23 protein-coding genes are annotated in these 24,431 nt (G+C 61.0%); 11 read left to right on the top strand and 12 right to left on the bottom strand.

All coding sequences use genetic code 11. From position 1 onward, the window contains the following. Nucleotides 1-10: 10 nt before the first annotated feature. From rho to HYE77_RS06705, 3 genes are all read right to left on the bottom strand, one after another. Nucleotides 11-1,270 carry a transcription termination factor Rho gene (gene rho / locus HYE77_RS06695; RefSeq protein ID WP_008438874.1) on the bottom strand — a complete coding sequence of 420 codons (1,260 nt, stop codon included), beginning with the start codon at nucleotides 1,268-1,270 and terminating at the stop codon, nucleotides 11-13. A gap of 234 nt (nucleotides 1,271-1,504) precedes the next feature. Continuing rightward, the gene (trxA, locus tag HYE77_RS06700) at nucleotides 1,505-1,834 is read right to left on the bottom strand and encodes a thioredoxin TrxA (protein WP_003213989.1); all 330 of its coding nucleotides are present in this window, start codon (nucleotides 1,832-1,834) and stop codon (nucleotides 1,505-1,507) included. Between the two features lie 121 nt (nucleotides 1,835-1,955). Then, nucleotides 1,956-2,651, bottom strand: coding sequence for a FadR/GntR family transcriptional regulator (locus HYE77_RS06705; RefSeq protein WP_008438871.1), 696 nt, complete (start codon nucleotides 2,649-2,651; stop codon nucleotides 1,956-1,958). Nucleotides 2,652-2,906: 255 nt separating this feature from the next. On the opposite strand from HYE77_RS06705, the gene HYE77_RS06710 reads away from it, so the two are divergent. The 4 genes from HYE77_RS06710 to HYE77_RS06725 are packed head-to-tail and all read left to right on the top strand — an operon-like array spanning nucleotide 2,907 to nucleotide 5,754. Beyond that, nucleotides 2,907-3,692, top strand: a complete 786-nt coding sequence (locus HYE77_RS06710; RefSeq protein WP_003213993.1) for a transporter substrate-binding domain-containing protein — start codon at nucleotides 2,907-2,909, stop codon at nucleotides 3,690-3,692. A 22-nt stretch (nucleotides 3,693-3,714) separates the two neighbouring features. Further along, entirely contained in the window at nucleotides 3,715-4,383 is a 669-nt protein-coding gene (locus tag HYE77_RS06715; protein WP_003213995.1) for an amino acid ABC transporter permease, read from the top strand. Continuing rightward, a complete protein-coding gene (locus HYE77_RS06720; protein WP_003213996.1) occupies nucleotides 4,380-5,030 on the top strand; it encodes an amino acid ABC transporter permease in 651 nt (216 codons plus the stop codon). The genes HYE77_RS06715 and HYE77_RS06720 overlap by 4 nt, the downstream gene beginning before the upstream one ends. After that, nucleotides 5,017-5,754, top strand: a complete 738-nt coding sequence (locus HYE77_RS06725) for an amino acid ABC transporter ATP-binding protein (RefSeq protein WP_003213999.1) — start codon at nucleotides 5,017-5,019, stop codon at nucleotides 5,752-5,754. The genes HYE77_RS06720 and HYE77_RS06725 overlap by 14 nt, the downstream gene beginning before the upstream one ends. A 4-nt stretch (nucleotides 5,755-5,758) precedes the next feature. On the opposite strand, the gene HYE77_RS06730 is transcribed toward HYE77_RS06725, so the two are convergent. The 4 genes from HYE77_RS06730 to HYE77_RS06745 form a co-directional block, all read right to left on the bottom strand. After that, a complete protein-coding gene (locus HYE77_RS06730) occupies nucleotides 5,759-6,349 on the bottom strand; it encodes a hypothetical protein (protein WP_177068583.1) in 591 nt (196 codons plus the stop codon). Continuing rightward, nucleotides 6,315-8,819 (bottom strand): fimbria/pilus outer membrane usher protein, encoded by a 2,505-nt coding sequence (locus tag HYE77_RS06735; RefSeq protein WP_256347139.1) that lies wholly within the window; start codon nucleotides 8,817-8,819, stop codon nucleotides 6,315-6,317. The genes HYE77_RS06730 and HYE77_RS06735 overlap by 35 nt, the downstream gene beginning before the upstream one ends. A gap of 7 nt (nucleotides 8,820-8,826) precedes the next feature. Next, on the bottom strand, nucleotides 8,827-9,543 hold the full coding sequence (locus HYE77_RS06740) for a fimbria/pilus chaperone family protein (protein WP_177022369.1): 717 nt from the start codon (nucleotides 9,541-9,543) through the stop codon (nucleotides 8,827-8,829). A gap of 123 nt (nucleotides 9,544-9,666) precedes the next feature. Next, complete coding sequence (locus tag HYE77_RS06745; RefSeq protein ID WP_177068585.1) at nucleotides 9,667-10,326, bottom strand: DUF1120 domain-containing protein; 660 nt, start codon at nucleotides 10,324-10,326, stop codon at nucleotides 9,667-9,669. Between the two features lie 472 nt (nucleotides 10,327-10,798). Here HYE77_RS06745 and ppx point away from each other — a divergent pair, with 472 nt between their 5' ends. Then, nucleotides 10,799-12,301, top strand: coding sequence for an exopolyphosphatase (ppx, locus tag HYE77_RS06750; protein WP_003214007.1), 1,503 nt, complete (start codon nucleotides 10,799-10,801; stop codon nucleotides 12,299-12,301). A gap of 186 nt (nucleotides 12,302-12,487) precedes the next feature. On the opposite strand, the gene ppk1 is transcribed toward ppx, so the two are convergent. Both ppk1 and hemB read right to left on the bottom strand, forming a co-directional pair. Further along, a complete protein-coding gene (gene ppk1 / locus HYE77_RS06755) occupies nucleotides 12,488-14,716 on the bottom strand; it encodes a polyphosphate kinase 1 (RefSeq protein ID WP_003214009.1) in 2,229 nt (742 codons plus the stop codon). Nucleotides 14,717-14,734: 18 nt separating this feature from the next. Further along, on the bottom strand, nucleotides 14,735-15,748 hold the full coding sequence (gene hemB / locus HYE77_RS06760) for a porphobilinogen synthase (RefSeq protein WP_177068586.1): 1,014 nt from the start codon (nucleotides 15,746-15,748) through the stop codon (nucleotides 14,735-14,737). A gap of 229 nt (nucleotides 15,749-15,977) precedes the next feature. Here hemB and HYE77_RS06765 point away from each other — a divergent pair, with 229 nt between their 5' ends. Continuing rightward, entirely contained in the window at nucleotides 15,978-16,616 is a 639-nt protein-coding gene (locus HYE77_RS06765; RefSeq protein WP_003214015.1) for a DedA family protein, read from the top strand. On the opposite strand, the gene HYE77_RS06770 is transcribed toward HYE77_RS06765, so the two are convergent. Continuing rightward, nucleotides 16,597-17,832, bottom strand: coding sequence for a sterol desaturase family protein (locus HYE77_RS06770; RefSeq protein WP_008439297.1), 1,236 nt, complete (start codon nucleotides 17,830-17,832; stop codon nucleotides 16,597-16,599). The genes HYE77_RS06765 and HYE77_RS06770 overlap by 20 nt on opposite strands. A gap of 115 nt (nucleotides 17,833-17,947) precedes the next feature. On the opposite strand from HYE77_RS06770, the gene elbB reads away from it, so the two are divergent. Continuing rightward, nucleotides 17,948-18,613 (top strand): isoprenoid biosynthesis glyoxalase ElbB, encoded by a 666-nt coding sequence (elbB, locus tag HYE77_RS06775; RefSeq protein ID WP_003214018.1) that lies wholly within the window; start codon nucleotides 17,948-17,950, stop codon nucleotides 18,611-18,613. Here elbB and HYE77_RS06780 read toward each other — a convergent pair. Continuing rightward, a complete protein-coding gene (locus tag HYE77_RS06780; RefSeq protein ID WP_003214020.1) occupies nucleotides 18,610-19,062 on the bottom strand; it encodes a YaiI/YqxD family protein in 453 nt (150 codons plus the stop codon). The genes elbB and HYE77_RS06780 overlap by 4 nt on opposite strands. Nucleotides 19,063-19,064: 2 nt before the next feature. Next, complete coding sequence (locus HYE77_RS06785; protein ID WP_008439302.1) at nucleotides 19,065-20,960, bottom strand: cytochrome c/FTR1 family iron permease; 1,896 nt, start codon at nucleotides 20,958-20,960, stop codon at nucleotides 19,065-19,067. 307 nt (nucleotides 20,961-21,267) lie between these two features. On the opposite strand from HYE77_RS06785, the gene HYE77_RS06790 reads away from it, so the two are divergent. The 4 genes from HYE77_RS06790 to HYE77_RS06805 are packed head-to-tail and all read left to right on the top strand — an operon-like array spanning nucleotide 21,268 to nucleotide 24,417. After that, nucleotides 21,268-22,665: a COG3014 family protein gene (locus tag HYE77_RS06790; RefSeq protein ID WP_177068587.1), complete on the top strand. Its 1,398-nt coding sequence runs from the start codon at nucleotides 21,268-21,270 to the stop codon at nucleotides 22,663-22,665. 10 nt (nucleotides 22,666-22,675) lie between these two features. Beyond that, the gene (locus tag HYE77_RS06795; RefSeq protein WP_008439304.1) at nucleotides 22,676-23,047 is read left to right on the top strand and encodes a YcfL family protein; all 372 of its coding nucleotides are present in this window, start codon (nucleotides 22,676-22,678) and stop codon (nucleotides 23,045-23,047) included. Between the two features lie 35 nt (nucleotides 23,048-23,082). After that, entirely contained in the window at nucleotides 23,083-23,670 is a 588-nt protein-coding gene (gene lpoB, locus HYE77_RS06800) for a penicillin-binding protein activator LpoB (protein ID WP_003214026.1), read from the top strand. 3 nt (nucleotides 23,671-23,673) lie between these two features. Further along, nucleotides 23,674-24,417 (top strand): hypothetical protein, encoded by a 744-nt coding sequence (locus tag HYE77_RS06805; RefSeq protein ID WP_008439305.1) that lies wholly within the window; start codon nucleotides 23,674-23,676, stop codon nucleotides 24,415-24,417. Nucleotides 24,418-24,431: the final 14 nt, after the last annotated feature.

The following is a 24,431-nucleotide window of genomic DNA, read 5'->3' on the forward strand; positions in this document are numbered from 1 at the left end:
AAGCGTCGTGTTACTTGCGCTTCATCGACAGGAAGAACTCGTCGTTGGTCTTGGTGGTTTTCAGCTTGTCGATCAGGAACTCGATGGCCGCAACTTCGTCCATCGGGTGCAGCAGCTTGCGCAGGATCCACATGCGCTGCAGTTCGTCATCGGCGGTCAGCAACTCTTCGCGGCGCGTGCCGGAACGGTTGATGTTGATGGCCGGGAACACCCGCTTCTCGGCGATACGACGGTCCAAAGGCAGTTCCATGTTGCCGGTACCTTTGAACTCTTCGTAGATCACTTCATCCATCTTCGAACCGGTTTCAACCAGTGCGGTGGCGATGATGGTCAGCGAGCCGCCTTCTTCGATGTTCCGCGCAGCGCCGAAGAAACGTTTCGGTTTCTCCAGGGCGTGGGCATCGACACCACCGGTGAGCACCTTGCCGGAGCTTGGGATCACGGTGTTGTAGGCACGGGCCAGACGGGTGATGGAGTCGAGCAGGATCACCACGTCTTTCTTGTGTTCGACCAGGCGCTTGGCCTTCTCGATCACCATTTCGGCAACCTGCACGTGGCGGGTTGGCGGCTCATCGAACGTCGAGGCAACCACTTCGCCGCGCACGGTGCGCTGCATTTCGGTTACTTCTTCCGGACGCTCATCGATCAGCAACACGATCAGGTGAACTTCAGGGTTATTACGGGCGATGTTCGCTGCGATGTTCTGCAGCATGATGGTCTTGCCGGCTTTCGGCGGGGCCACGATCAGGCCGCGCTGGCCTTTGCCGATCGGGGCACACAGGTCGATGACACGACCGGTCAAGTCTTCGGTGGAACCGTTGCCGGCTTCCATCTTCATGCGCACGGTCGGGAACAGCGGCGTCAGGTTCTCGAAGAGAATCTTGTTTTTCGCGTTCTCGGGACGATCGTAGTTGATCGTGTCGACCTTGAGCAGGGCGAAATAACGCTCGCCTTCCTTTGGAGGGCGGATCTTGCCAACGATGGTGTCACCGGTGCGCAAGTTGAAGCGACGGATCTGGCTCGGCGAGACGTAGATATCGTCTGGGCCGGCGAGATAGGAAGCGTCTGCAGAGCGGAGGAAGCCGAAGCCGTCCTGGAGAATCTCCAGCACGCCATCACCGGAGATTTCCTCGCCGCTTTTCGCGTGCTTTTTCAGCAGGGAGAAAATCACGTCCTGCTTGCGCGAACGGGCCATATTTTCTATGCCCATCTGTTCGGCCAATTCGAGCAGTTCGGTAATCGGCTTTTGCTTGAGTTCAGTCAGATTCATATAGGAATGACGTAATCATTTATGGAGGGGGGGAAATTAAGCTTTTGGCTTAATGAGGCCGCGCCGCAGAGAAGGCGACAGGATCGCGTACTAATCGAAAAGGAGAGCGTCGGCGACGGCTTGCAGGGGGCAGTGGAGAAACCAGTGCGGGGCCGAATGTACCACCTGAGTTTCAGAGCGTCTAGCCCTGTTTCACGAAAAAGCCCCGCAAATTGCGGGGCTTTTTGAGGACGCTTAGATATTGGCGTCGAGGAAAGCTTGCAGCTGGGACTTCGACAGCGCGCCGACCTTGGTGGCCTCGACGTTGCCGTTCTTGAACAGCATCAGGGTCGGGATACCACGCACGCCGTGCTTGGCCGGAGTTTCCTGGTTGTCATCGATGTTCAGCTTGGCAATGGTCAACTTGCCTTCGTAAGTGGTGGCAATGTCGTCCAGGACCGGAGCGATCATTTTGCAAGGACCGCACCACTCAGCCCAGTAGTCAACCAGCACCGGGCCCTGGGCCTTCAGTACTTCGGCCTCGAAGGTCGCGTCGGTGACGTGCTTGATAAGATCGTTGCTCATGGATGTCTCCGGGTTGTAAGCAAAAAAAACGTTGCCCATCATAGCCGCCCTTCCCGCGTTCAGGAAGCTGCAGCTGATTGACTCTTCCTATGATGGCGCATGAGTTTGGGTATAGCCCAACTCATGGGGTTACGGGAGTGATGAAGGCAATCCCTGTACGCAACGCCGCGTTACGCACATGTTCCTGCATGCTTTTCTGCGCCGCCCCGCTGGCGCGTCGGGCCAGGGCACGGAGGACCTTGCGGTGCTCCTGCCAGGTCTCCATGGCCCGCTCCGGCCGGATGAACGGTAGTTTCTGGCTCTCCAGGAACACCTCGGCACTGGCGCTGAGGATGCTCACCATCGCCTGATTGCCGCTGGCCAGCAGGATGCGCCGGTGGAATTCGAAGTCCAGCCGGGCGGCTGCCTCGAAATCACCGGCCTTCAGCTCCTTGCGCATCGCCTCGACGTTATCTTCCAGGATGTCCAACTCCCCGGTGGTCAGCGTCACCGCCGCCAGCCCCGCCGCAAAACCTTCCAGGGCGTAGCGCAGTTGAAAGATATCCAGCGGCGTCGCCTGCGCCGTAAACGGCCAGGCCAACCCCGGCAGCTCTTCGACTGCTTGCACGAACACGCCTTTGCCCGGCTGCACACTTACCACGCCCAAGGCACTGAGGGACGACAAGGCTTCACGCAAAGAGGCCCGGCTCACGCCCAATTGCAGCGCCAGGTCGCGCTGGGAGGGCAACGCATCACCCGGCCCGAAGCCCTCGTCAGCGATCAATTTGCGGATGGCCTGTAGCGCCACTTCCGGTACGGCTTGGGCGATGGAATTCATAAGAAACTCAGGTTTCCAGTCAACTGAGCGGCTAGTTGTAAAGCTATTCGCAGCGCCCGGCAAGCCACGCCCCAAAGGGGCTCGCGCGGTTTTGACGGCGCTCGAAAAGGGTGCAGAAAACCCAGTAACTGTTCAGACCAGTAAGACCGCCAAGACTCAACAGCCACCGGCTCTGGCGCGAAATACGGCGGTGCTGGCATGGGCTGTGCACTGGCAAAAACCGGAAAATCCTTTCGTCCTTTTCGGAGAGTCGCCATGACCAAGCGTTGCAGCGCCCTGCTCACTGCCCTGTTTGCCAGCCTGATGCTGAGCCAGGCGCCCGCCCAGGCCAACGGTCTGGACGATATCGTCGCCCGTGGCACCCTCAAGGTGGCCGTGCCCCAGGATTTCCCGCCGTTCGGCTCGGTCGGCCCGGACATGAAGCCCCGCGGCCTGGACATCGACACCGCAAAGCTTTTGGCCGACCAGCTCAAGGTCAAGCTTGAACTGACCCCGGTCAACAGCACCAACCGCATCCCGTTCCTCACCACCGGCAAGGTCGACCTGGTGATTTCCAGCCTGGGCAAGAACGCCGAGCGCGAGAAGGTCATCGACTTCTCCAAGGCCTACGCGCCCTTCTACCTCGCCGTATTCGGCCCTCCCGATGCGCCGATCAGCACCGTTGACGACCTCAAGGGCAAAACCATCAGCGTGACCCGTGGCGCCATCGAAGACATCGAGCTGACCGCCGTGGCGCCTAAAGAGGCGACGATCAAGCGCTTTGAAGACAACAACTCGACCATCGCCGCCTACCTCGCCGGCCAGGTGGACCTGATCGCCAGCGGCAACGTGGTGATGGTGGCCATCAGCGAACGCAACCCCAAGCGCGTGCCGGCACTGAAAGTGAAGCTCAAGGACTCGCCGGTGTACGTGGGCGTGAACAAGAACGAGCCGGCGCTGCTGGACAAGGTGAACCAGATCCTGGTCGCGGCCAAGGCCGACGGCAGCCTGGAAAAGAATGCATTGCAGTGGCTCAAAGAGCCGCTGCCGGCTGATCTCTGAGCGCGGTAACGAGGGTTAGCCTATGGCCTATCAATTCGACTTTGTGCCGGTCCTGGCCAATACCGATCTGCTGCTGCGCGGCGCGCTGTTCACACTTGAACTGACCGCCATCGGCGCCGTGCTGGGTGTGGCGCTGGGAATCGTCGGCGCTGTGGTGCGGGCGTGGAAGATCCAGCCGTTCAGTTGGATCTTCGGCGTGTACGTCGAGTTGATCCGCAACACGCCGTTCCTGGTGCAGTTGTTTTTCATCTTCTTCGGCCTGCCGTCCCTCGGCCTGAAAATTACCGAATGGCAGGCGGCAGTGCTGGCGATGGTGATCAACCTGGGGGCGTACTCCACCGAGATCATCCGCGCCGGGATCCAGGCGATCCCCCGCGGGCAACTGGAAGCGGCGGCCGCGCTGGCCATGACACGTTTCGAGGCGTTCCGCCATGTGGTGTTGCTGCCCGCGCTGGGCAAGGTCTGGCCGGCCCTGAGCAGCCAGATCATCATCGTGATGCTCGGCTCGGCGGTCTGCTCGCAGATCGCCACCGAGGAACTGAGCTTTGCCGCCAACTTTATCCAGTCGCGCAACTTCCGCGCCTTTGAAACCTATGCGCTGACGACCCTGGTCTACCTGTGCATGGCGCTGATGATCCGCCAATTGCTGAACTGGATCGGCCGGCGCTATGTCATGAGGAACGCCCGATGAGTGATTTTTCGTTCTGGGACATCGTGCGCAACCTGCTCACCGGTTTGCAGTGGACCTTGCTGCTGTCGCTGGTGGCGTTCATCGGCGGCGGCGTGATCGGTTTGCTGGTGATGACTATGCGCATCAGCACCAAGGCGTTCCCGCGCAATGTCGCCCGCACCTATATCGAGCTGTTCCAGGGCACGCCGCTGTTGATGCAACTGTTCCTGGTGTTCTTCGGCATCGCCTTGCTCGGCGTGGACATTTCGCCCTGGCTGGCGGCGGCGATTGCCTTGACCCTGTTCACCAGCGCCTACCTGGCCGAAATCTGGCGTGGCTGCGTCGACTCCATCGCCCACGGCCAATGGGAGGCGTCCGCGAGCCTGGCCCTGAACCCGCTGGAGCAATTGCGCTACGTGATCCTGCCCCAGGCCCTGCGCATTGCCGTGGCGCCAACCGTGGGTTTCTCGGTGCAAGTGGTCAAGGGCACCGCCGTGACCTCGATCATCGGCTTCACCGAGCTGACCAAGACCGGCGGCATGCTCGCCAACGCTACCTTCGAACCCTTCATGGTCTATGGCCTGGTGGCGCTGGGTTACTTCCTGCTCTGCTACCCCTTGTCCCTCAGTGCGCGCTACCTGGAAAGGAGACTGCATGCCTCTGCTTAGAATTTCCGCCCTGCATAAGTATTACGGCGATCACCACGTACTCAAGGGCATCGACCTGAGTGTCGAAGAGGGCCAGGTGGTGGCGATCATCGGTCGCAGCGGCTCGGGCAAATCCACCCTGCTGCGCACCCTCAATGGCCTGGAGTCGATCAATGACGGCGTGATCGAGGTCGACGGCGAATACCTCGACGCCGCCCGCGCCGACCTGCGCACCCTGCGGCAGAAAGTCGGCATGGTGTTCCAGCAGTTCAACCTGTTCCCACACCTGACGGTGGGCGAAAACGTCATGCTTGCGCCGCAAGTGGTGCAGAAAGTGCCGAAAGCCAAGGCCGCACAATTGGCGCGACAAATGCTCGAGCGCGTTGGGCTGGGGGAGAAGTTCGACGCGTTCCCCGATCGTTTGTCCGGCGGCCAGCAGCAGCGGGTAGCAATCGCCCGGGCTCTGGCGATGTCGCCCAAAGTGCTGCTGTGCGATGAAATCACCTCGGCCCTGGACCCGGAGCTGGTCAACGAAGTGCTCAGCGTAGTGCGCCAACTGGCCAAGGATGGCATGACACTGATCATGGTCACCCATGAGATGCGTTTTGCCCGGGAAGTGGGTGACAAGCTGGTGTTCATGCACCAGGGCAAGGTGCATGAAGTGGGCGACCCGAAAATCCTGTTTGCCAATCCGCAGACCGCCGAGCTGGCCAACTTCATCGGTTCGGTGGAGCGCACGGACTGAGGCATCAGGCCCCGGGCGCCCACTCAAAACCGCCCTGCCCCTCAAATGTCGTTTCATCCCTGACGGCCAGCAAAGCCGCAGGCAGGAAGGTCTCGACGTTGACCAGGGCGGTGAAGCGGCGCCCATGCACCGGCATACCCGCTACGTGTGCAACAAGCCTATGGCCCGGCAGCAATCGTCCGGTCGCCGGCTCTTCAGACAGGTGCGGCATTACCAGCTCAACGGATTTTCCATCGACTTGAGCGGACTGCAGGCTCAGGGTGAAATGCCCCTGGCGCCCAAACCGAAAGCCCTCCAGGCCTGCGGGTACGCCCGTAAAGCGCAGCGCCATGGATACAGGCGCCTCACAGGCCATGCTCAGGCGAAGCGTGCGCTTGCCCAGCGCGATCTGTGGGTGGCCCCGCTCGGCCTGGCGAACCAGACCGTAATCAACCCGGGGCTGGCTCAAGGACACCTGGCAGTTATCTGCCCGCGCCTCATTGGCCAACACCACGACAAACAGCAGCAGGTAAAGGATAAGCCCATGACGCAGGCGTCCACCGTCAAAAGGCCCCACCGGCTCAGAGGGTACGGCAGACCGCCGAACCTGTTTCATAGAATTTGTCGTCATTGGATTCTGGCTCAAGGTTCAGTTGCAACAAGCAGGTGCTTGAATCTGGCAAGGAGATGTTCAGCGCTCGCGACTCATCCAGGCTGTTAAGGAAGACCATGCCCTCGCCCACGACGCTGGTCAGGAAAGCATTGTTGCTGTCGAAAACCGAGGCTCCCTGGGGCAAGGGTTGGCCGTGCGCGTCACGGACCTCAAGCAATACACGGCGCACTTTCACTACTTCGAAATCGATCGTGTTGAAAGAACCGCGTCCGGCCGCAAGGACCTTGGTGCCGTTTTTCAGGTCGATGCGCTTGGGCAGGGATTGGGTTTGCACCTCGACATTGCTGCTGCGGTAGGCAGGCAGGCTGGCGATCACCGCCTGCCCGCGGTAGTCAGTCCAGACCGGCCCCTGCGGCGTCGAAACCTTGGCTGCCCCGACATTACCCACCGAGACAATTCCAAAGGTGTCCTGGACGGCATAGGGCGAGAACGTCATGCCTCTGTCGTGGGCCACCACGCCGCCCTGCAATTGGCCGTTATACCCGGTGCTCAATGAATCATGTCGCACACCCAACCCTATCTGGGTGTAACGCGGCATGGCATTCACGCGGGCGTGAACAGCCTGTGTACGGCTCGCCTGCTCACGCGCAACCCCCACTTCATAGTTCACATAGTCGTTGACCCGATCGCTGAAGGCGGTCCCAAGATCGAACCTGTCGCCCCGCCGACTGGCATACGAGGTGACGCGGCGATCCCCACCGAACGGCACGGTGACCTGCAACCGAAGCGAAAGCCCCTTATCCGACACATCGCTGCGCTCGTCTCGAACGGTGTTCTTGACCTTGCGCGGTCGAGAGCCGCCCACCCGGGAATCCGCAATCAAAGCCACCTGGGTGCCATTGAACTGCTGGTTCCATGAGGCAAAGACGTGTTCGGCGGAGCGATCATCAAATTGCGAGCTGCGCGAATAACTGACGGAAAAGCCTCCCAGGGACGGGTCGACCCAACTCAAACCTACCGTGTATTGGTCCTTGAAGCGGGCATCCCGCTGGTCACGCCGCGTCGACTGCCCCACTTCCAGTACTTCGCGATAATCCCGCGTCTGGGTAGTGGCACTCGACGTCATTTCAATGCCGGCGAACAGCGGACTTCCCACGGTGACTGAGCTGCGAGCCCCGGTAACTTCGTCCCGGCCATCGCGAGACAGGTTCTGGCGCACGCCAACCGAAAGGTGCTGGAAAAAAACACTGCTCCACACGCCACCCGCCGCCTGGTATTCGTCGGTACTCAACAGGCCGAATCCCAGTGACGAGTTGCGCCCCAATCCCCAGGTCCCACTGCCCATCGCCACGACCGGAGGCTCCCCGGCACCCGGATTTGCCCCGCGCACCTTGCCCAGGGAGAAGTAATAACCGGGCTCTATCGGTACCGCCCCCGCAAAGGACGCGGCAGGGACGGTGAACCCATGCCTGCCACCGCGAGTGCCAATGACACTGACCTCAAGATCGCTGGTGCCATTGAGTATGGGTAATCCGGTCAACGTGAACGGGCCTTCCGGTACCAGTGTGGTATGGATCAACACCCCGGCCTGGCGCACCTCGACCCGGGATGGGCTCTGGGCCAAACCTTCGACCACCACGCTGCTGCCACCCGGACTGCGCGATTGGCCATCCGGCGAGAGCTGGAAACCCGACAGCTGTAACCCACCGAACACCGGGTTGTTGCTGGAAATCTGCCCGACCTGGAAGGTCGACTTCAGGGGCGCGAAATCGCGCTGGGCGTAGGCATTCACATGCTCGCTGCTGCGCTTGCCGTTATCGGAGACGAAGAATTGGCGGCTTCGGACGATCCAGTTGCCGATATTGAATCCCGCCTCGGTGTAGGCCGAAACCGAGCGGGAAGAGCCGCTGTTGAAGCGCTCTTCGAACCCCTGCACATCGTAATTGAACAAGGCTGCCGTGCCGCCCTGGGAGAAACTGCCGACATCCCATTCGGCCTCGCGCATTGACTGAGTAGGCACCACCAGCGATACCTCATCGCTGCCGGGGCGCAACTTGACGATGGTCGCGGGGTAAGCACCGAGAAAGTCATGACACGCCTGATCGGGCGCGATACCCGGCCGAATAATCGCGGCTGGCAACCGCAACCCGGCCTTGTCCAGCAGGACCGGGGTAAAACACAACTGCCCCTGGTAGTCGAAGCGTGCCTCCACCAGGCCCAATGAGGTGCCGTTGACCTGCAGCCCCACCACGTGCACGCCCTCGCGGAATCGCGCAGCACTGCGAAAATAATGGGCAACCTTCGGGTCGATCCCGTTCGCCGACAAGACCGCCAGATCAAAACCCGATCCGAGCTCCAGCGCGTAGGCGGGAAGGCTCCACAGCGTTGCCAGGCCGATACAAGTCCGGGAAACCGAGGTTCGAATGGGTCGTACAGAGAGGCTCCAATCGTTTGCATGGGTAGCATTTCTCATAGACCGCTCAACCCGCCTCGACAACAACGGAGGCTTCGTAGGCGGTTGCCGAATACCCGTAGACCGTCGCCGGTTGAATCTCGACACCGCTGACCTGGGCCACCGCCTCTTCGATGCGGGTCGATAACACTTCGCCAGGCAGGATATAGGTGCGCGGCAATATCGCCGGGTGCCTCGACGGCAGCAGGTGTACCTCCAGCCCCATCCGGACCACGTAGGCACTGTCGTTATGAACCGTCAGCCGATTTCCCCGCAGCTTCCACTTCAGCAACTTCCATGGCTCCTGATGCCGCGGCAAGCCCTGGGGATGCAGGATCAGCGGTAAGTCCTGTCGAATGGTCACTCCAATAGTCGAGCGCCCTTCGGCGCGCGCCTGCGGAATACCTTCAAAGGTGACGCGCTTCAATCGCTGAGTCTTGAGCGGCTGCTTCAAGGTACTGATAAACCGCACAAGTTGTGTTTCGCCCGGTTCGACACGGGCGATAGGAGGCGTAACGATCAAGAGTGTCTCCGGATCTTCCGGGACGTTTTGAATGACTGTGTGAAGTAAAGCAGGGCCAGCGTCCGTATTTTTTACGTTGATCGTCGCTTCACCGTTCTCTTCATAAAGAATAACAACGGATGTTTCCGGCTCCATCCCATCCGCTCTTACACTGCCAGAAACCAAAAAACAAAGATTCGCACACCAGAACAGAGCATTAACTGTATTTAAAAGACGACTCATCGAACTCTACCCGCAACCAGATAACGCACCGTTGACAATCACGAAATACCTATACGCATATAAAGAGCCAGCACGAAGCCACGGTGCGCGACCGCCTGCTAAATGCTGGCCATGTTTATAGAGTTAGATTCGAGTTACTACCAAAGTAGCAGCTCCATTCAATTGAATATCCCTGCTGAGATCCAGTGCATCGCCGCGATTGATCACAGCCTTGACTACGAGAGTGCCGGTAACGGAAGAGACCGCGGCTGGAGTTGTGTTGTTATTACGGCTCCAGGAGTGCTGGTAAGGAGATTTTTCGACCTTGCCGTCACTGGTGCTCCAGGCACCGCCGGAGCTTGTCCTTCTAAGCGGGTACAGCGTAGCGCCGACAGTGGTCAAGGTGGCGAGCCTGATCGAATAGCCACCGGTATTCCTGGTTCCGACCGCGCCAAGACCAAAGTTGTGGTTGTCGGTGAAGCCGGTTCCCAGGATCCCCCTTACGACACTGTTTGTTTGTGAGTCAGTAACGGACAGTGCCATCTGGGCAGCCGCCGCACCACAGTTGACGTTTAACGGCAGCGACTTTTCCTGCAGAGGATAGAAAGAGGTCAGCGGAATGCTCGACGCATTGATCGTACCGTAATCAACGGTGCCGCCTGTGGCGCCGAGGTTTACCGTGCATGCAGCTGGTTTAATGGTTCCGGTGACTCTCAGGTTCCCGGCACCACTTGTATTTGCTTGAGTACCCATGCTTACCGCCAGGCCAACGACAACTATTGCCAAACCAAATGTTCTGTTCATGTTCATCCTGTCACTGAAGTTCTCAGGTGCATGTGGTTCGCCGGGCTATTCCATGCCCAACTGCTATCAACCTTGATAGGCAAACTACAAATAGTTAACACCACGGCTTAATTGCCGAGTGACAGTCTCTCTCGTAAACACCCGAAGAAAGAATGAGACGACGCCTGAACTAGTGTCAGAGCGGTAAAAAAACAATGTCCCCTTAGATCATCCTTGCAGTAGTCCTGACTTAATTATCGACTGGAACAAATAACCCAGCCATGTAGGCATATTCAGGAAGCCTATTAAAGCTGGAGATTTCCGTTACTCCACTTGCCCTACGGAACAATCGCCAGGCGCATCAAGAATCGCCCTACATATCCTGCAGATTTTCCTCCAAGACACCGATGAGCGAATTCCGGAAGCACTACGCGTTGGCGTCAGCGGTTGATCGTGGCACGATGGCGAGGTTATCGACCGAGACCCCTTAACCATGCCGCAATCCCAAGCCAAGAATCTGTCCCTGATCGCCGCCATCGACCTGGGCTCCAACAGCTTTCACATGGTCGTGGCCAAGGCCCAGAACGGCGAAATCCGCATCCTTGAGCGGCTCGGCGAGAAAGTGCAGCTGGCTGCCGGGATCGACGACGAGCGTCAGCTCAATGAAGAATCCATGCAGCGCGGGCTCGATTGCCTGAAGCGCTTTGCCCAACTGATCAACGGCATGCCCCCGGGCGCCGTGCGGATCGTCGGCACCAACGCCCTGCGCGAAGCCCGCAACCGGGGCGAGTTCATCCGCCGCGCCGAGGAGATCCTCGGGCACCCGGTAGAGGTCATCTCCGGCCGCGAGGAAGCGCGCCTGATCTACCTCGGCGTGTCCCACACCCTGGCCGACACTCCGGGCAAGCGCCTGGTGGCCGACATCGGCGGTGGCAGTACCGAATTCATTATTGGCCAGCGCTTCGAGCCGCTGCTGCGCGAAAGCCTGCAAATGGGCTGCGTCAGCTACACCCAGCGCTATTTCAAGGACGGCAAGATCACCCCGGCCCGCTACGCCCAGGCTTATACGGCGGCGCGGCTGGAGATCATGAGCATCGAGCACGCCCTGCACCGCCTGACCTGGGATGAGGCCATCGGTTCGTCCGGCACCATCCGCGCCATCGGCCTGGCCCTCAAGGCCGGCGGCCATGGCACTGGCGAGGTCAACGCCGAAGGCCTGGCCTGGCTCAAGCGCAAGCTGTTCAAGCTGGGGGATGCCGAGAAGATCGACTTCGAAGGCATCAAGCCTGATCGCCGCACCATTTTCCCGGCGGGCCTGGCGATTCTCGAAGCGATTTTCGACGCCCTTGAACTGCAACGCATGGACCACTGCGATGGCGCCCTGCGTGAAGGGGTGCTCTACGACCTGCTGGGCCGTCATCATCATGAAGACGTCCGTGAGCGCACCCTCAGCTCGTTGATGGAGCGTTACCACGTCGACCTGGAACAGGCGGCGCGGGTTGAACGCAAGGCGCTGCATGCTTTCGACCAGGTCGCAGCGGATTGGGACCTGGAAGACGGCGTGTGGCGTGAACTGCTGGGTTGGGCGGCCAAGGTCCATGAAGTGGGGCTGGACATCGCCCACTACCATTACCACAAGCACGGCGCCTACCTGATCGAGCACTCGGACCTGGCGGGTTTCTCCCGTGAAGACCAGCAGATGCTCGCGCTGCTGGTACGCGGCCACCGCCGCAACATCCCCCGGGACAAGTTTGCCGAGTTCGGTGCCGAGGGCATCAAGCTGATTCGCCTGTGCGCGCTGCTGCGGTTTGCGATCCTGTTCCACCACATCCGTGGTACCCAGGAAATGCCGCAAGTGGTCCTGCGGGCCAATGCCGACAGCCTGGACGTGGTATTCCCGAAGAACTGGCTGGATGAAAACCAGCTGACCCAGGCGGATTTCGCCCAGGAAGCCGAGTGGCTGACGCGGGTTGGGTTCACGCTGAACGTGCGCTGATATGAGTGAGTGACGCGGAGCGTCACAGGATGTATTCCCACGCAGAGCGTGGGAACAATCTAACGCCACAAAACAAATGTGGGAGCGGGCTTGCTCGCGAAGGCGGAGTGTCAGTCAACAGATTCATCGACTGATCCACCGCTTTCGCGAGCAAGCCCGCTCCCACATTTTTGACCGCGTCGGTTTTTAGTTCACCGTCAGAATCGGGCTGCCCAGCTTCTCCAGCAACGTCGCCTGGGCGCTGCGCGGGTTCTGGTTGCCGGTCGGGGTATTGCGCACGTAGCGCCCGTCCGACTGCAGGCTCCAGCTGTGGGTGTTATCGGTGAGATAACTTTCCAGCTCCTTCTTGACCCGCATGATCAGTTTCTTGCCTTCCACCGGGAAGCAGGTCTCCACACGCTTGTCGAGGTTGCGCTCCATCCAGTCGGCACTGGAGAGGAACATCTGCTCCTCGCCGCCATTGAGGAAGTAGAACACCCGCGTGTGCTCCAGGAAGCGCCCGATGATCGAACGCACGTGGATGTTATGGGAGACCCCGGCGATGCCCGGCCGCAGGCAGCACATGCCACGCACCACCAAATCGATACGCACACCCGACTGGCTGGCCTTGTACAGCGCGCGGATGATCTTCGGATCGGTCAGCGAGTTGAACTTGGCGATGATGTGCGCCGGCTTGCCTTCGAGGGCGAACTGGGTCTCGCGGGCAATCATGTCGAGCATGCCCTTCTTCAGGGTGAACGGCGCGTGCAGCAGTTTTTTCATGCGCAGGGTCTTGCCCATGCCGATCAACTGGCTGAACAGCTTGCCGACGTCTTCACACAAGGCATCGTCGGAGGTCAGGAGGCTGTAGTCGGTGTAGAGCTTGGCGTTGCCGGCGTGGTAGTTGCCGGTGCCCAAGTGGGCGTAGCGCACGATCTCACCGGCTTCGCGGCGCAGGATCAGCATCATCTTGGCGTGGGTCTTGAAGCCGACCACGCCGTAGATCACCACCGCACCGGCGGCTTGCAGACGGCTGGCCAGTTGCAGGTTGGACTCTTCGTCGAACCGCGCCCGCAGTTCGATCACCGCCGTCACTTCCTTGCCGTTACGCGCGGCGTCTACCAGCGCATCGACGATTTCGGAGTTGGCGCCGGAGCGGTACAGGGTTTGGCGCACAGCCAGCACGTGCGGGTCCTTGGCGGCCTGGCGCAGCAGGTCGACCACCGGGGTGAAGGACTCGAACGGGTGCAGCAGCAGAATGTCCTGCTTGCTCACCACACTGAAGATGTTCTCGCTGTTTTGCAGCAGTTTCGGGATCTGCGGGGTGAACGGCGTGTATTGCAGCTCCGGGTGGCTGTCCAGACCAGTAATGCTGAACAGGCGCGTCAGGTTCACCGGGCCATTGACCTGGTACAGCTCGGTCTCGCTCAGGTTGAACTGCTTGAGCAGGTAGTCGGACAGGTGTTTCGGACATGTGTCCGCCACTTCCAGGCGCACCGCATCACCGTAGCGACGGGAGAACAGCTCGCCGCGCAGGGCGCGGGCCAAGTCTTCGACGTCTTCGGAGTCCAGCGCCAGGTCGGCGTTACGGGTCAGGCGGAACTGGTAGCAGCCCTTGACCTTCATGCCCTGGAACAGGTCATCGGCGTGGGCGTGGATCATCGACGAAAGGAATACATAGTTATCGCCAGCGCCCCCCACCTCTTCCGGTACCTTGATGATCCGTGGCAACAGGCGCGGTGCCGGAATGATCGCAAGGCCCGAGTCGCGACCGAAGGCATCGATACCTTCCAGCTCGACGATGAAGTTCAGGCTCTTGTTCACCAGCAGCGGGAACGGGTGCGTCGGGTCGAGGCCGATGGGGGTGATGATCGGCGAGATTTCGTCGCGGAAGTAGCGGCGCACCCAGGTCTTGATCTTGGTGGTCCAGTGCCGGCGCCGGATGAAGCGCACGTGATGCTTTTCCAGTTCCGGCAGCAGGATGTCATTGAGGATCGCGTATTGGCGGTCCACGTGGCCGTGTACCAGCTCGCTGATGCGGGCCAGGGCCTGATGCGGTTGCAGGCCGTCGGCACCGGCTTGTTCACGGGCGAACGTGATCTGCTTCTTCAGGCCGGCGACACGGATCTCGAAGAACTCGTCCAGGTTGCTGGAGAAGATCAGCAGGAATTTCAACCGCTCCAGCAATGGGTAGGACTCATCCAGCGCCTGTTCCAGCACGCGGATGTTGAATTGCAGTTGTGACAGCTCGCGATGGATGTACAGGCTGCTGTCATCCAGGTTGGTAACCGCAACCACCGGTACCGGCGCGGCAGCGGGCGCTTCGGCCACCACGGCAGGTGGGGCCGGCTCCAGCTCCGGCGGGGTCTCGGTAGCTTGTTCGACCACCGGGTGAGCGTCTTTTACGGCAACTTCTGTGAGTCCTTCGGTATTCATCGAGTGTTCCTGTGAGGGCTAGTGTTGCTCTCTAAGCAATTGGGCGGCGCGGGCGGCGAAGTAAGTCAGGATGCCATCAGCACCCGCGCGTTTAAAGGCAGTCAGGGATTCAAGGATCACCCCTTCACTCAACCAACCATTCTGGATCGCGGCCATGTGCATGGCGTATTCACCGCTGACCTGATAGACAAAGGTCGGCACCTTGAATTCCTCTTTGACCCGATAAAGGATGTCGAGGTACGGCATCCCGGGCTTGACCATCACCATGTCGGCGCCTTCGGCCAGGTCCGCGGCCACTTCGTGCAGGGCTTCGTGGCTGTTGGCCGGGTCCATCTGGTACGAGGCCTTGTTGGCCTTGCCCAGGTTCAGCGCCGAACCCACCGCATCGCGGAACGGGCCGTAATAGGCGCTGGCGTACTTGGCCGAGTAGGCCATGATGCGCACGTTGACGTGTCCGGCCAGTTCCAGGGCTTCGCGAATCGCCTGGATGCGACCGTCCATCATGTCCGAGGGGGCCACCACCTGGGCGCCCGCTGCGGCGTGGGACAAGGCCTGTTTTACCAGCGCATCAACGGTGATGTCGTTCTGAACATAGCCTTCTTCGTCGAGAATGCCATCCTGCCCGTGGGTGGTGAACGGGTCCAGCGCCACATCGGTAATCACCCCCAGCTCCGGAAAGCGTTCACGCAAGGCGCGGGTGGCGCGCTGGGCGATGCCGTCGGGGTTCCAGGCTTCGGCGGCGTCCAGGGACTTGAGCCCGGACGGCGTGACCGGGAACAGCGCCAGCGCCGGAATCCCCAGTTCAACCCAGCTCGCGGCCTCTTCGAGCAGCAAATCAATGGTCAAGCGCTCCACGCCCGGCATCGACGCCACCGCTTCCCGACGATTTTCACCGTCCAGCACAAACACCGGCAGGATCAGATCATTCACCGTCAGCACGTTTTCACGCACCAGGCGCCGGGAAAAATCATCACGACGGTTGCGACGCAGACGAGTGGAGGGAAACAGGCGGTTGGCGGGGGTAAAGCTCACGGCAGACTCCTGAGCCCGGCTTGACGGGCGAGCGTGACAGTTATAAGCGGCCATTATGACGAAGGAATTACAGTTGTGGTTAGCTCATGCGCCGTAAGGCAACCGGCGTGCGACCTGTAGTCGCATTCGTCGTTTATGTAGGAATTGTTCACTTCGTGACACATCTCGATACTTTCATGAATGTTCACGAAGGCGTAGGCTGCGCGTTCATTTCGCCAGCACCCAGACCATGCTTCAACAATTTCTGCATGACTTCGGCTACTTTGCGCTGTTCCTAGGCACCTTCTTCGAAGGCGAAACCATCCTGGTTCTCGCAGGCTTCCTGGCGTTCCGTGGATACATGGATATCAACCTGGTGGTGGTCGTTGCCTTTTTCGGCAGCTACGCCGGCGACCAGTTGTGGTACTTCCTGGGACGCAAGCACGGCCGCAAACTGTTGGCGCGCAAGCCGCGCTGGCAACTGCTGGGCGACAAGGCCCTGGAGCATATTCGCAAGCACCCGGACATCTGGGTGCTGAGCTTCCGGTTTGTCTACGGTTTGCGCACGGTGATGCCGGTGGCCATTGGTTTGTCGGGCTACCCGCCGGGTCGCTACCTGTTGCTCAACGGGATTGGCGCCGCCGTGTGGGCCGCTGCGCTGGGCGCTGCGGCTTACCATTTCGGCGCGGTACTGGAAGGCATGCTGGGCAGCGTCAAGAAATACGAACTGTGGGTGCTGGGCGCACTGCTGGTGCTGGGCCTGGGCTTGTGGATTCGCCGGCGCGTCAAGAACGCCCGCCTGACCCGCGAAGCCTGTGCCGCCGAGAAGGTTCGCCTGGCGGCCGGCGAACCTGAAAAAGCCGAAAAGCCTACGACGCCAGTCGAGTAAGCCGGTCTCTGCAACAGTAGAGGCCGATGCCGCTGAGCAAGCTGTAACTGACCAGGCCCAGCCAGCCCAACGCGCTGGCCGGCCACAGCCCCACCAGCGGCGCCAGCCACACCAAAGGCACATTCAGTGCCAGGCGCAGCAGTTCAGCCTTCAACGCCCACGGGCGATTCTCCAGCGCCACCCCCAGGGTGAACAACCCCAATGCCATCGCGCTCCAGCCCAACACCAGGGCAGCGGTCGGCAAGCCCTCGCCGAAATTCATCAGGTAGCTGCCAAAACCCACGTACGCGGCAAACTGCAGCGCGATGTAAATCTGTTGGCGCCCATCCAGCGGCACCTCGAACTTGCGGAACTGGCTCAAGTCCGGCTTGGCCATCGGGTACTTTGCCGCCACATCCGCCGGGCGCCAACCGGTGCGCATGAACCAGATCCGCAGCTTGTCCCACCCACTCTCGGTGCGCCGTGCATCACTCCACAGCTGCGCATAAAACTGCAGGTTGGCCCACAGCGGGTTCCAACTGGCCAAGGGCGTGGTCACGCCAAAGATTACCGGCTCGTTATCGTCTTCTTCCTGGAAGGAGCCAAACAGGCGGTCCCAAATAATGAACACCCCGCCGTAGTTGCGATCCATGTAGAGAGCGTTCTGTGCATGGTGGGCCCGATGATTGGATGGCGTGACGAAGAACCACTCGTACCAGCCGAGCTTCGGCACATGCCGCGTATGCACCCAGAATTGATATAACAGGTTGAGGGACGCCACGCTGATAAACACCACCAGCGGCACGCCCAACACGGCCAGCGGCAAGTAGAAGATCCAGCTCAGCAGGAAGCCGGTGCTGGTCTGGCGCAAGGCGGTGCTGAGGTTGTAGTCCTCGCTCTGGTGGTGCACGGAATGCGCGGCCCAGAGGATGTTGCGCTCATGGCCCATGCGATGCAGCCAGTAGTAGCAGAAGTCATAGAACACAAAGGCGAACACCCAGGTCCAGACGCTCTGGGCCGATAGCTCGATGATCGCCAGGTGCTTGAGGGCGAAGGCATAGGTGAGGATGCCCACCCCTTTGGTCAGCAGCCCCGTGGTGGTGGACAGCACGCCGGTGCTGAGGCTGTTGATGGCGTCGGCCACCCGGTAGTTGCGTTGGCCGCGCCGGTAGTCGGCCAGCAGCTCGACCACGATCAAGGCAATGAAAAACGGTACCGCGTAAGGGACGAAGTCCATGGGCAAGTCCGGTCAATTATTGTTACATCTAGAGTAGGTGTAGCGGCTGGATATCCCATTGGCAATGAGTGACAAATGAGTAGACATTTAACGCCATGAATCAGGAGAAATGCCCATGAGCAAAAAGATTGCAGTGATCCTTTCCGGCTGTGGCGTGTACGACGGTGCCGAGGTTCATGAAAGCGTGATCACCCTGCTGCGCCTGGACCAGCGCGGCGCCGAGGTGCAGTGTTTTGCGCCGAACATTGCCCAGTTGCATGTGATCAACCACTTGACGGGGGAGGAGATGCCCGAGTCGCGCAATGTGCTGGTGGAGTCGGCGCGCATTGCCCGTGGCGAGGTGAAGGACATTCGTGAGGCCAACGCCGAGGATTTCGACGCACTGATCGTGCCCGGGGGGTTTGGCGCGGCGAAGAACCTGTCGAACTTTGCCGTGGAAGGCGCCGGGTGCAGCGTCAACCCGCAGGTGCTGGAGCTGGCCGAGGCGTTTGCCGAAGCGGGCAAGCCCGTCGGGCTGATCTGCATCTCGCCGGCGCTGGCAGCGAAGATCTATGGCCCAGGCGTGACCTGCACCATCGGCAATGACGCCGACACCGCAGCCGCCATGGACAAGATGGGCGCCACCCACCAGGAATGCGCGGTCGACGACATCGTCGAAGACAAGGCGCGCAAGCTGGTGAGTACCCCGGCCTACATGCTGGGCAAACGCATCAGCGAAGTGGCGTCAGGCATCAACAAGCTGGTGGACCGGGTGCTGGAACTCACCCACGAGAACGATTAGGCCTTCATCAGCCGGGTCAGAATCCGATCCAGCGAATTGGCAAACGCCTGCTTGTCCTTGTCCCCATGGGGCGGCGGGCCACCGCCCATCTGCCCCTGCTCCCGCAGATCGGTGAACAGGTTACGCACCGCCAGCCGCTCGCTCATGTTCTGCGGGCTGAACTCCTTGCCTCGTGGGTCGAGCGCAGCCACGCCATTCTTCACCAAGCGGTCGGCCAACGGCACATCGCTGCAGATCACCAGGTCACCGGGCACGGCGTGCTCCACCAGGTAGTCATCGGCCGCGTCCGGGCCGCTGGGCACCACGATCAACTTCACGCACGAGAAGCTCGGCTTGATCTGGCTCTGCCCGGCCACCAGCACCACTTCGAACTGGCGCTTGAGGGCGAACTTCACCACCTGATCCTTGGCCGCCCGGGGGCAGGCGTCTGCATCGATCCACACGCGCATGGTTAAGCCACCACCCGACGCTTTTCAGCGAGCCGGCTGCGACCGTACAGCACCACAATCGCCAGGATCGCCACAGCCTGGGCGCTCAGGGAATAGGCATCGGCGTGAATGCCCAGCCAGTCGAAGTCAAAGAACGCGACCGGCCGGGTGCCGAAGATCCCGGCTTCCTGCAACGCCTTGACGCCATGCCCGGCGAATACCACCGACAGCGCGCACAGCAACGCCGCGTTTATGCCGAAGAACAGCGCCAGCGGCAGTTTCGCCGAGCCCCGCAGAATCACCCAGGCCAGGCCCACCAACAGCACCAGCGCCGTGGCGCCACCGGCCAATACCGCGTTGTGCCCGGCAGGGCCGGCCTGCAACCACAGGGTTTCGTAGAACAGGATCACTTCGAACAGCTCGCGGTACACCGAGAAGAACGCCAGCATCGCAAAACCGAAGCGCCCGCCACCGCCTACCAGGCTGCTCTTGATGTAGTCCTGCCAGGCGGCCGCGTGACGGCGGTCGTGCATCCACACCCCGAGCCACAGCACCATCACGCTGGCAAACAGCGCCGTGCAGCCTTCCAGCAACTCGCGCTGGGCGCCGCTGACGTCGATCACATAAGCCGCCAACGCCCACGTCGCCAAGCCGGCCAACAGCGCCAGGCCCCAGCCGACGTTGACGCTGCGCACCGCCGATTGCTGGCCGGTGTTACGCAGGAACGCGAGAATCGCCGCCAACACCAGGATCGCTTCCAGGCCTTCGCGCAGCAGGATCAGCAAACCGGAGATGTAGCTCAGGGACCAGCTCAAGCCATCGCTGCCCAGCAGGCCGGCCGACTCGGTGAGCTTGCCCTTGGCCACATCCAGGCGCTGCTGCACTTGCTCGATCGGCAAGCCGTCCTGCAATGACTGCCGGTAGGCCATCAGGGCCTTTTCGGTGTCCTTGCGCACGTTGGCATCAACGTTATCGAGGGAGCTTTCAACCAGCTCGAAACCTTCCAGGTAGGCGGCTACCGACAGGTCGTAGGCCTGCTCGTGCTCGCCATTGCGGAACGCGGCGAGGCTTTTGTCGAGGGTGGCCGCGGTGTAATCAAGCAACTGCGCCGGGCCACGCTTGACCTGCGGCGGTTGGGCGCGCTGGGCGCGGAAGGTGGCAACTGCGCCGGGACCTTCGGCAGCCAGCACTTCGTTGGGGGTCTGGCGCGCGAGGTCGGCGAGGTTGAAGGACTTTTCACTGTTCGCGGCAGCCGGGTCGGCGGTGAAGCCGGCGATATAGGTCGCCAGGTCCCAGCGCTGGCGGTCGTCCAGTTGATCGGCAAACGACGGCATGTCGGTGCCTTCCACGCCCAGACCCAGGGTGTTGTAGATCGCGTAGAGGCTCAAGCGATCGAGGCGTGCAGCGTCCCGCAGGTTGGCGGGCGGCGGCGTCATGCCCACGCTTGCGGGGCCATCGCCGGCGCCTGTGGCGCCGTGGCACACCGAGCAGTTCTGCGCGTACAGCGGCGCACCGCGCGTCGGATCGGGGGTAATGGCCGGGGCCTGGCTGACTTCATAGGCCACTGCCAACTTGGCGCCCAATTGCCGGGCCTGGTGCGCAACCACCGCGCCGTCCTGATGGGCCGTTACGGCGGCCAGCAGTTCATCCACGCCTTTGATCAGTTCGGCGCGCTCGGGCTTTTCCGGTAGATCGGCCACCAGCCCCTGCAACACCCCGAGAAACTCTACCTGTTCACGGTATTCGGAATCATCGATAACCTTGCCCGCCTCCACTGTCGGGGGGTAGTCCGCACCGATGTAGTCCAGTAAATGCAGGGCTTGGGGCGCGCCCTCGGCAGTTGCAGCCAGCAGGTTGAAACTGCACGACATCAACGCCGGCAGCACCAGCCAGGCAAGAAAACGGAAGGGGGCAATCATGAATGGATCTCAAAGGGAAATACGAAGTAACACATTGTCAAACCTTAAGGGGTTTGACTCAAGGCGTTAGTGATTCGGGGATGGGGATAACGACACTTAGGTAGTGGCATCCGAGCTAAAAATCGGATCCAAAAGGCCATTGTTTTGCCAGTAATGCAGCTTATAATGCCGCGCCTTCGTTATTTCGAAATGGCATTTCAGCTCCTCTTTTTATGAGGAATTGGCCGGATCGCAACGCGTTCCTGCCATTGGTGATTCGGCCCGACCAGCACATTCGGCCGATTACGTTCAGGGAAGAAGCTCTTCGATGGCATCTCGCGCCTTTACCTCGCTCACACTCGCGGCAGTGACCTTGCTGTCCGGTTGTTCGATGTTTCGCAGCTACGACACCGAGCTGCAAGCCACCAATCAGCAGTTGGCCACCGGCAACGTCGACGCCGCGCTGACCCTGCTTGAGAAGAACAACACCGGCGACGACAAGGACCTTCTCTACTACTTCGAAAAGGGTGAGTTGCTGCGCGCCAAGGGCGACCTGACCGGCAGCCAGGTCGCCTGGCGCAGCGCCGACCTGCAAGTCTACAAGTGGGAAGAGTCGGTCAAGTTCGACACCGACAAGTACCTCGCGCAGTTCGGCGCCTTCCTGGTCAATGACAAGGTCCGCCGCTACGAAGGCTACGACTACGAAAAGGTCATGCTGACCACCCAGATGGCCCTGAACCTGCTGGCGCTGAATGACTTCGACGGTGCCCGCACCGAGATCAAGAAGACCCACGAACGCGAAGCGGTGATTGCCGACCTGCGGGACAAGGAATACCTCAAGAGCGAAAACGAGGCCGAGCGCCAGGGCATCGCGACCCAGTTCAAGGACCTGCGCGGCTACCCGGTGGAAAGCCTCAACGCCCCTGAAGTGGTAGGCCTGAAGAACAGCTACCAGAGCGCTTTCAGCCACTACCTGGCCGGCTTCGTCTACGAAGCCCTGGGCGAAAAAGACCTGGCCGCACCGGGTTATCGCAAGGCCGCCGAACTGCGCCCCAACACACCGCTGCTGGAACAGGCCCTGCTCGACCTGGACAAATCCAAGGTCGGTGCGGACGAGACTGACGTGCTGATCGTGGTGCAAAGCGGCCTGGCGCCGGCCCGCGACTCGATTCGCCTGCCGTTGCCGATCCCCATCGACGGCCACCTGGTGATCACGCCACTGTCGTTCCCGGTGATCAAGCCCGACACCTCGACCGCGCCCTTCGCCCAGATCGGTGTCGACGGCCGGCAACAGAACCTCACTGCCCTCAACAGCACCACCGCCATGTCCCGCCGCGCCCTGCGGGATGACATGCCGGGGATCATCCTGCGCACCACCGTGCGCGCCGTCACTCGCGGCATCACCCAGAACAACCTGAACAAGACCAACCCGATGGCAGGCCTGGTACTCGGTATTGCCTCGGCCGTCACCGAAGGCGCCGACACCCGCACCTGGCGCACCCTGCCGGACATGACCCAGGTGACACGCCTGCGCCTCAAGCACGGCGAGCACCAGGTCAGCCTGCCCAACGCCCTGGGCGGCACGCTGGTGACGGTCAAGGCCGATCAGCGCTACCAGGTGATCACCCTGCGCGTGGTCGGCAACCAGGTCTTCGCCGGCGGTCTTGCAGCCCACGTGGTGCAGAACAATCCGCCCCAGGCCGTCGCCACTCTCAAACAACCTTAAGGAGCACGCTATGCGTCATTTCATCCTCGGCGCCCTGGCGCTGGTCCTGCTGGCCGGTTGCGCCACCCCGCCACCGCCGGAACCCGGAAGCGCCGCGAGCAAGATCGTGGTGATGGGCAAGTTCAAGGGCATCGCCGTCGGCGCCATCCGGGTCGCCCGGGAAAACGGTTTCCTGACCGCCAAGGTGCAGTTGAGCAACATCACCAGCAGCAACCAGATGATGTATTACCGCTTCGCCTGGCTGGGTGCCGACGGTTTCCCGGTGGGTGATGAAGAGACCTGGAAGGTGCTGAACCTCTACGCAAACCAGGCGACCTTCCTGCCGGCCATCGCCAACCTGCCCCAGGCTGCCGACTTCCGCCTTGAAGTGAAGACGCCTTGATCCACCCACTCATTCAGTTTCAGAGAGACATCCCCATGTTTGCACGCTTCTCGTTCCTCGCCGTGGTGGCCGTCCTGGCCAGCGGCTGCGCCAACACCTCGCCAGTCCTGGGCGGTAAAAACATCAGCTACGGCGACAGCAAGGCCGTGGAACTGGTGACCAACGAGTTCGGCTCCACCGACCTGCAGATGATCGCCGAAAGCATGACCCGCTCCCTGGCCCAGTCCGGCATCCTGCAAGGCCGTCCGGTGGTGCAGGTGTATGACGTGAAGAACAAGACCAGCGAGTACATCGATACCCGCGAGATCACCACGTCGATCAAGACCCAGCTGATGAAGACCGGCACCGCCCGCTTCGCCAGCGACAACACCGACATGCAAAGCCAGGTCGACCAACTGAAGCTGCAGAACCAGAGCGGCCTGTACAAGAAGTCGACCGTCAGCAAGACCGGCAACATGGTCGCCGCCAAGTACCGCCTGGAAGGCTCCATCAGCTCCATCGTCAAGCGCAGCTCGGACTACAAGGACGTGTTCTACAAGTTCAGCCTGCAACTGGTCGACGTCGAAAGCGGCCTGGCCGAATGGATGGACGAAAAAGAAATCCGCAAGACCACGGAGCGCTAAGCAATGCGTGCATGGATCGGCATGATCGGCCTGCTGTGCGCCTTTGGCGCCTCGGCCGCACCGAAGATCGCGGTAACCGACCTGGCCTACGAGGCTCGCGTGGAGGAATACATCCACCAGGTCGCGGCCAGCAACAATTTCCAGGCCAGCGCCTACAACGCCAGCGGCGGCTCGAGCTACAGCGAGTATGAAAGCCGTACCAGCTACATCGAGCAGACCGAGCTGCGCAAGTTCAGCGGCGACATCAAGGGGGAAATCCTCAAGTCGCGGCAGTTCCAGCTGGTGCAGGGCACGCCTTACACCGCAGACGCCAAGGGCGATGTGTATGACGTGATCAAGCGGATCAAGGCCGGTAACTTCAAGGGTGCGGACTACGTGCTGTTCGGCACCTTGTCGGACATCGACTTCACCCAGGACATCAACGCGCTGGACCACACCAACAGCTACTCGGCGGTGCTGGGCCTGACGCTGGTGGCGGATTTCAGCCTGATCAACACCCGCACCTTTGAGATCACCTCGGCGTTTACCGCCATGGGCGAAGGCCAGGACACCAAGCTGGTGAACAACCGTGACGTGCGCGTGAGCCTGAACCGGCCTCGCGTGGTGCGGGAAGTGTCGAAGGCGTTGGGCGAGGATGTGGCGCGGCAGTTGGCCGAACAACTCGGCGGTGGTTATCAGGAAGCACCTGGACAGCCTGCATTGCGCAATAACCTGCCACGGGATGAAGCGCCGAAGATCCTGCGCTGAACGAAAATCCCGCT

Origin of the sequence: Pseudomonas sp. IPO3774, from assembly GCF_013386835.1 — a bacterium.
GTDB lineage: Bacteria > Pseudomonadota > Gammaproteobacteria > Pseudomonadales > Pseudomonadaceae > Aquipseudomonas.

Excerpts from the sequence above, each read along its gene's own strand:
- rho (WP_008438874.1), bottom strand. The coding sequence starts at position 1,270 with ATGAATCTGACTGAACTCAAGCAAAAGCCGATTACCGAACTGCTCGAA.
- elbB (WP_003214018.1), top strand. The coding sequence starts at position 17,948 with ATGAGCAAAAAGATTGCAGTGATCCTTTCCGGCTGTGGCGTGTACGAC.
- HYE77_RS06740 (WP_177022369.1), bottom strand. The coding sequence starts at position 9,543 with ATGAGTCGTCTTTTAAATACAGTTAATGCTCTGTTCTGGTGTGCGAAT.
- HYE77_RS06790 (WP_177068587.1), top strand. The coding sequence starts at position 21,268 with ATGGCATCTCGCGCCTTTACCTCGCTCACACTCGCGGCAGTGACCTTG.
- HYE77_RS06710 (WP_003213993.1), top strand. The coding sequence starts at position 2,907 with ATGACCAAGCGTTGCAGCGCCCTGCTCACTGCCCTGTTTGCCAGCCTG.
- lpoB (WP_003214026.1), top strand. The coding sequence starts at position 23,083 with ATGTTTGCACGCTTCTCGTTCCTCGCCGTGGTGGCCGTCCTGGCCAGC.
- HYE77_RS06720 (WP_003213996.1), top strand. The coding sequence starts at position 4,380 with ATGAGTGATTTTTCGTTCTGGGACATCGTGCGCAACCTGCTCACCGGT.
- HYE77_RS06795 (WP_008439304.1), top strand. The coding sequence starts at position 22,676 with ATGCGTCATTTCATCCTCGGCGCCCTGGCGCTGGTCCTGCTGGCCGGT.
- trxA (WP_003213989.1), bottom strand. The coding sequence starts at position 1,834 with ATGAGCAACGATCTTATCAAGCACGTCACCGACGCGACCTTCGAGGCC.
- HYE77_RS06780 (WP_003214020.1), bottom strand. The coding sequence starts at position 19,062 with ATGCGCGTGTGGATCGATGCAGACGCCTGCCCCCGGGCGGCCAAGGAT.
- HYE77_RS06785 (WP_008439302.1), bottom strand. The coding sequence starts at position 20,960 with ATGATTGCCCCCTTCCGTTTTCTTGCCTGGCTGGTGCTGCCGGCGTTG.
- HYE77_RS06745 (WP_177068585.1), bottom strand. The coding sequence starts at position 10,326 with ATGAACAGAACATTTGGTTTGGCAATAGTTGTCGTTGGCCTGGCGGTA.
- HYE77_RS06725 (WP_003213999.1), top strand. The coding sequence starts at position 5,017 with ATGCCTCTGCTTAGAATTTCCGCCCTGCATAAGTATTACGGCGATCAC.
- HYE77_RS06805 (WP_008439305.1), top strand. The coding sequence starts at position 23,674 with ATGCGTGCATGGATCGGCATGATCGGCCTGCTGTGCGCCTTTGGCGCC.
- ppk1 (WP_003214009.1), bottom strand. The coding sequence starts at position 14,716 with ATGAATACCGAAGGACTCACAGAAGTTGCCGTAAAAGACGCTCACCCG.
- HYE77_RS06765 (WP_003214015.1), top strand. The coding sequence starts at position 15,978 with ATGCTTCAACAATTTCTGCATGACTTCGGCTACTTTGCGCTGTTCCTA.
- HYE77_RS06705 (WP_008438871.1), bottom strand. The coding sequence starts at position 2,651 with ATGAATTCCATCGCCCAAGCCGTACCGGAAGTGGCGCTACAGGCCATC.
- ppx (WP_003214007.1), top strand. The coding sequence starts at position 10,799 with ATGCCGCAATCCCAAGCCAAGAATCTGTCCCTGATCGCCGCCATCGAC.
- HYE77_RS06770 (WP_008439297.1), bottom strand. The coding sequence starts at position 17,832 with ATGGACTTCGTCCCTTACGCGGTACCGTTTTTCATTGCCTTGATCGTG.
- HYE77_RS06715 (WP_003213995.1), top strand. The coding sequence starts at position 3,715 with ATGGCCTATCAATTCGACTTTGTGCCGGTCCTGGCCAATACCGATCTG.
- HYE77_RS06730 (WP_177068583.1), bottom strand. The coding sequence starts at position 6,349 with ATGAAACAGGTTCGGCGGTCTGCCGTACCCTCTGAGCCGGTGGGGCCT.
- HYE77_RS06735 (WP_256347139.1), bottom strand. The coding sequence starts at position 8,819 with ATGAGAAATGCTACCCATGCAAACGATTGGAGCCTCTCTGTACGACCC.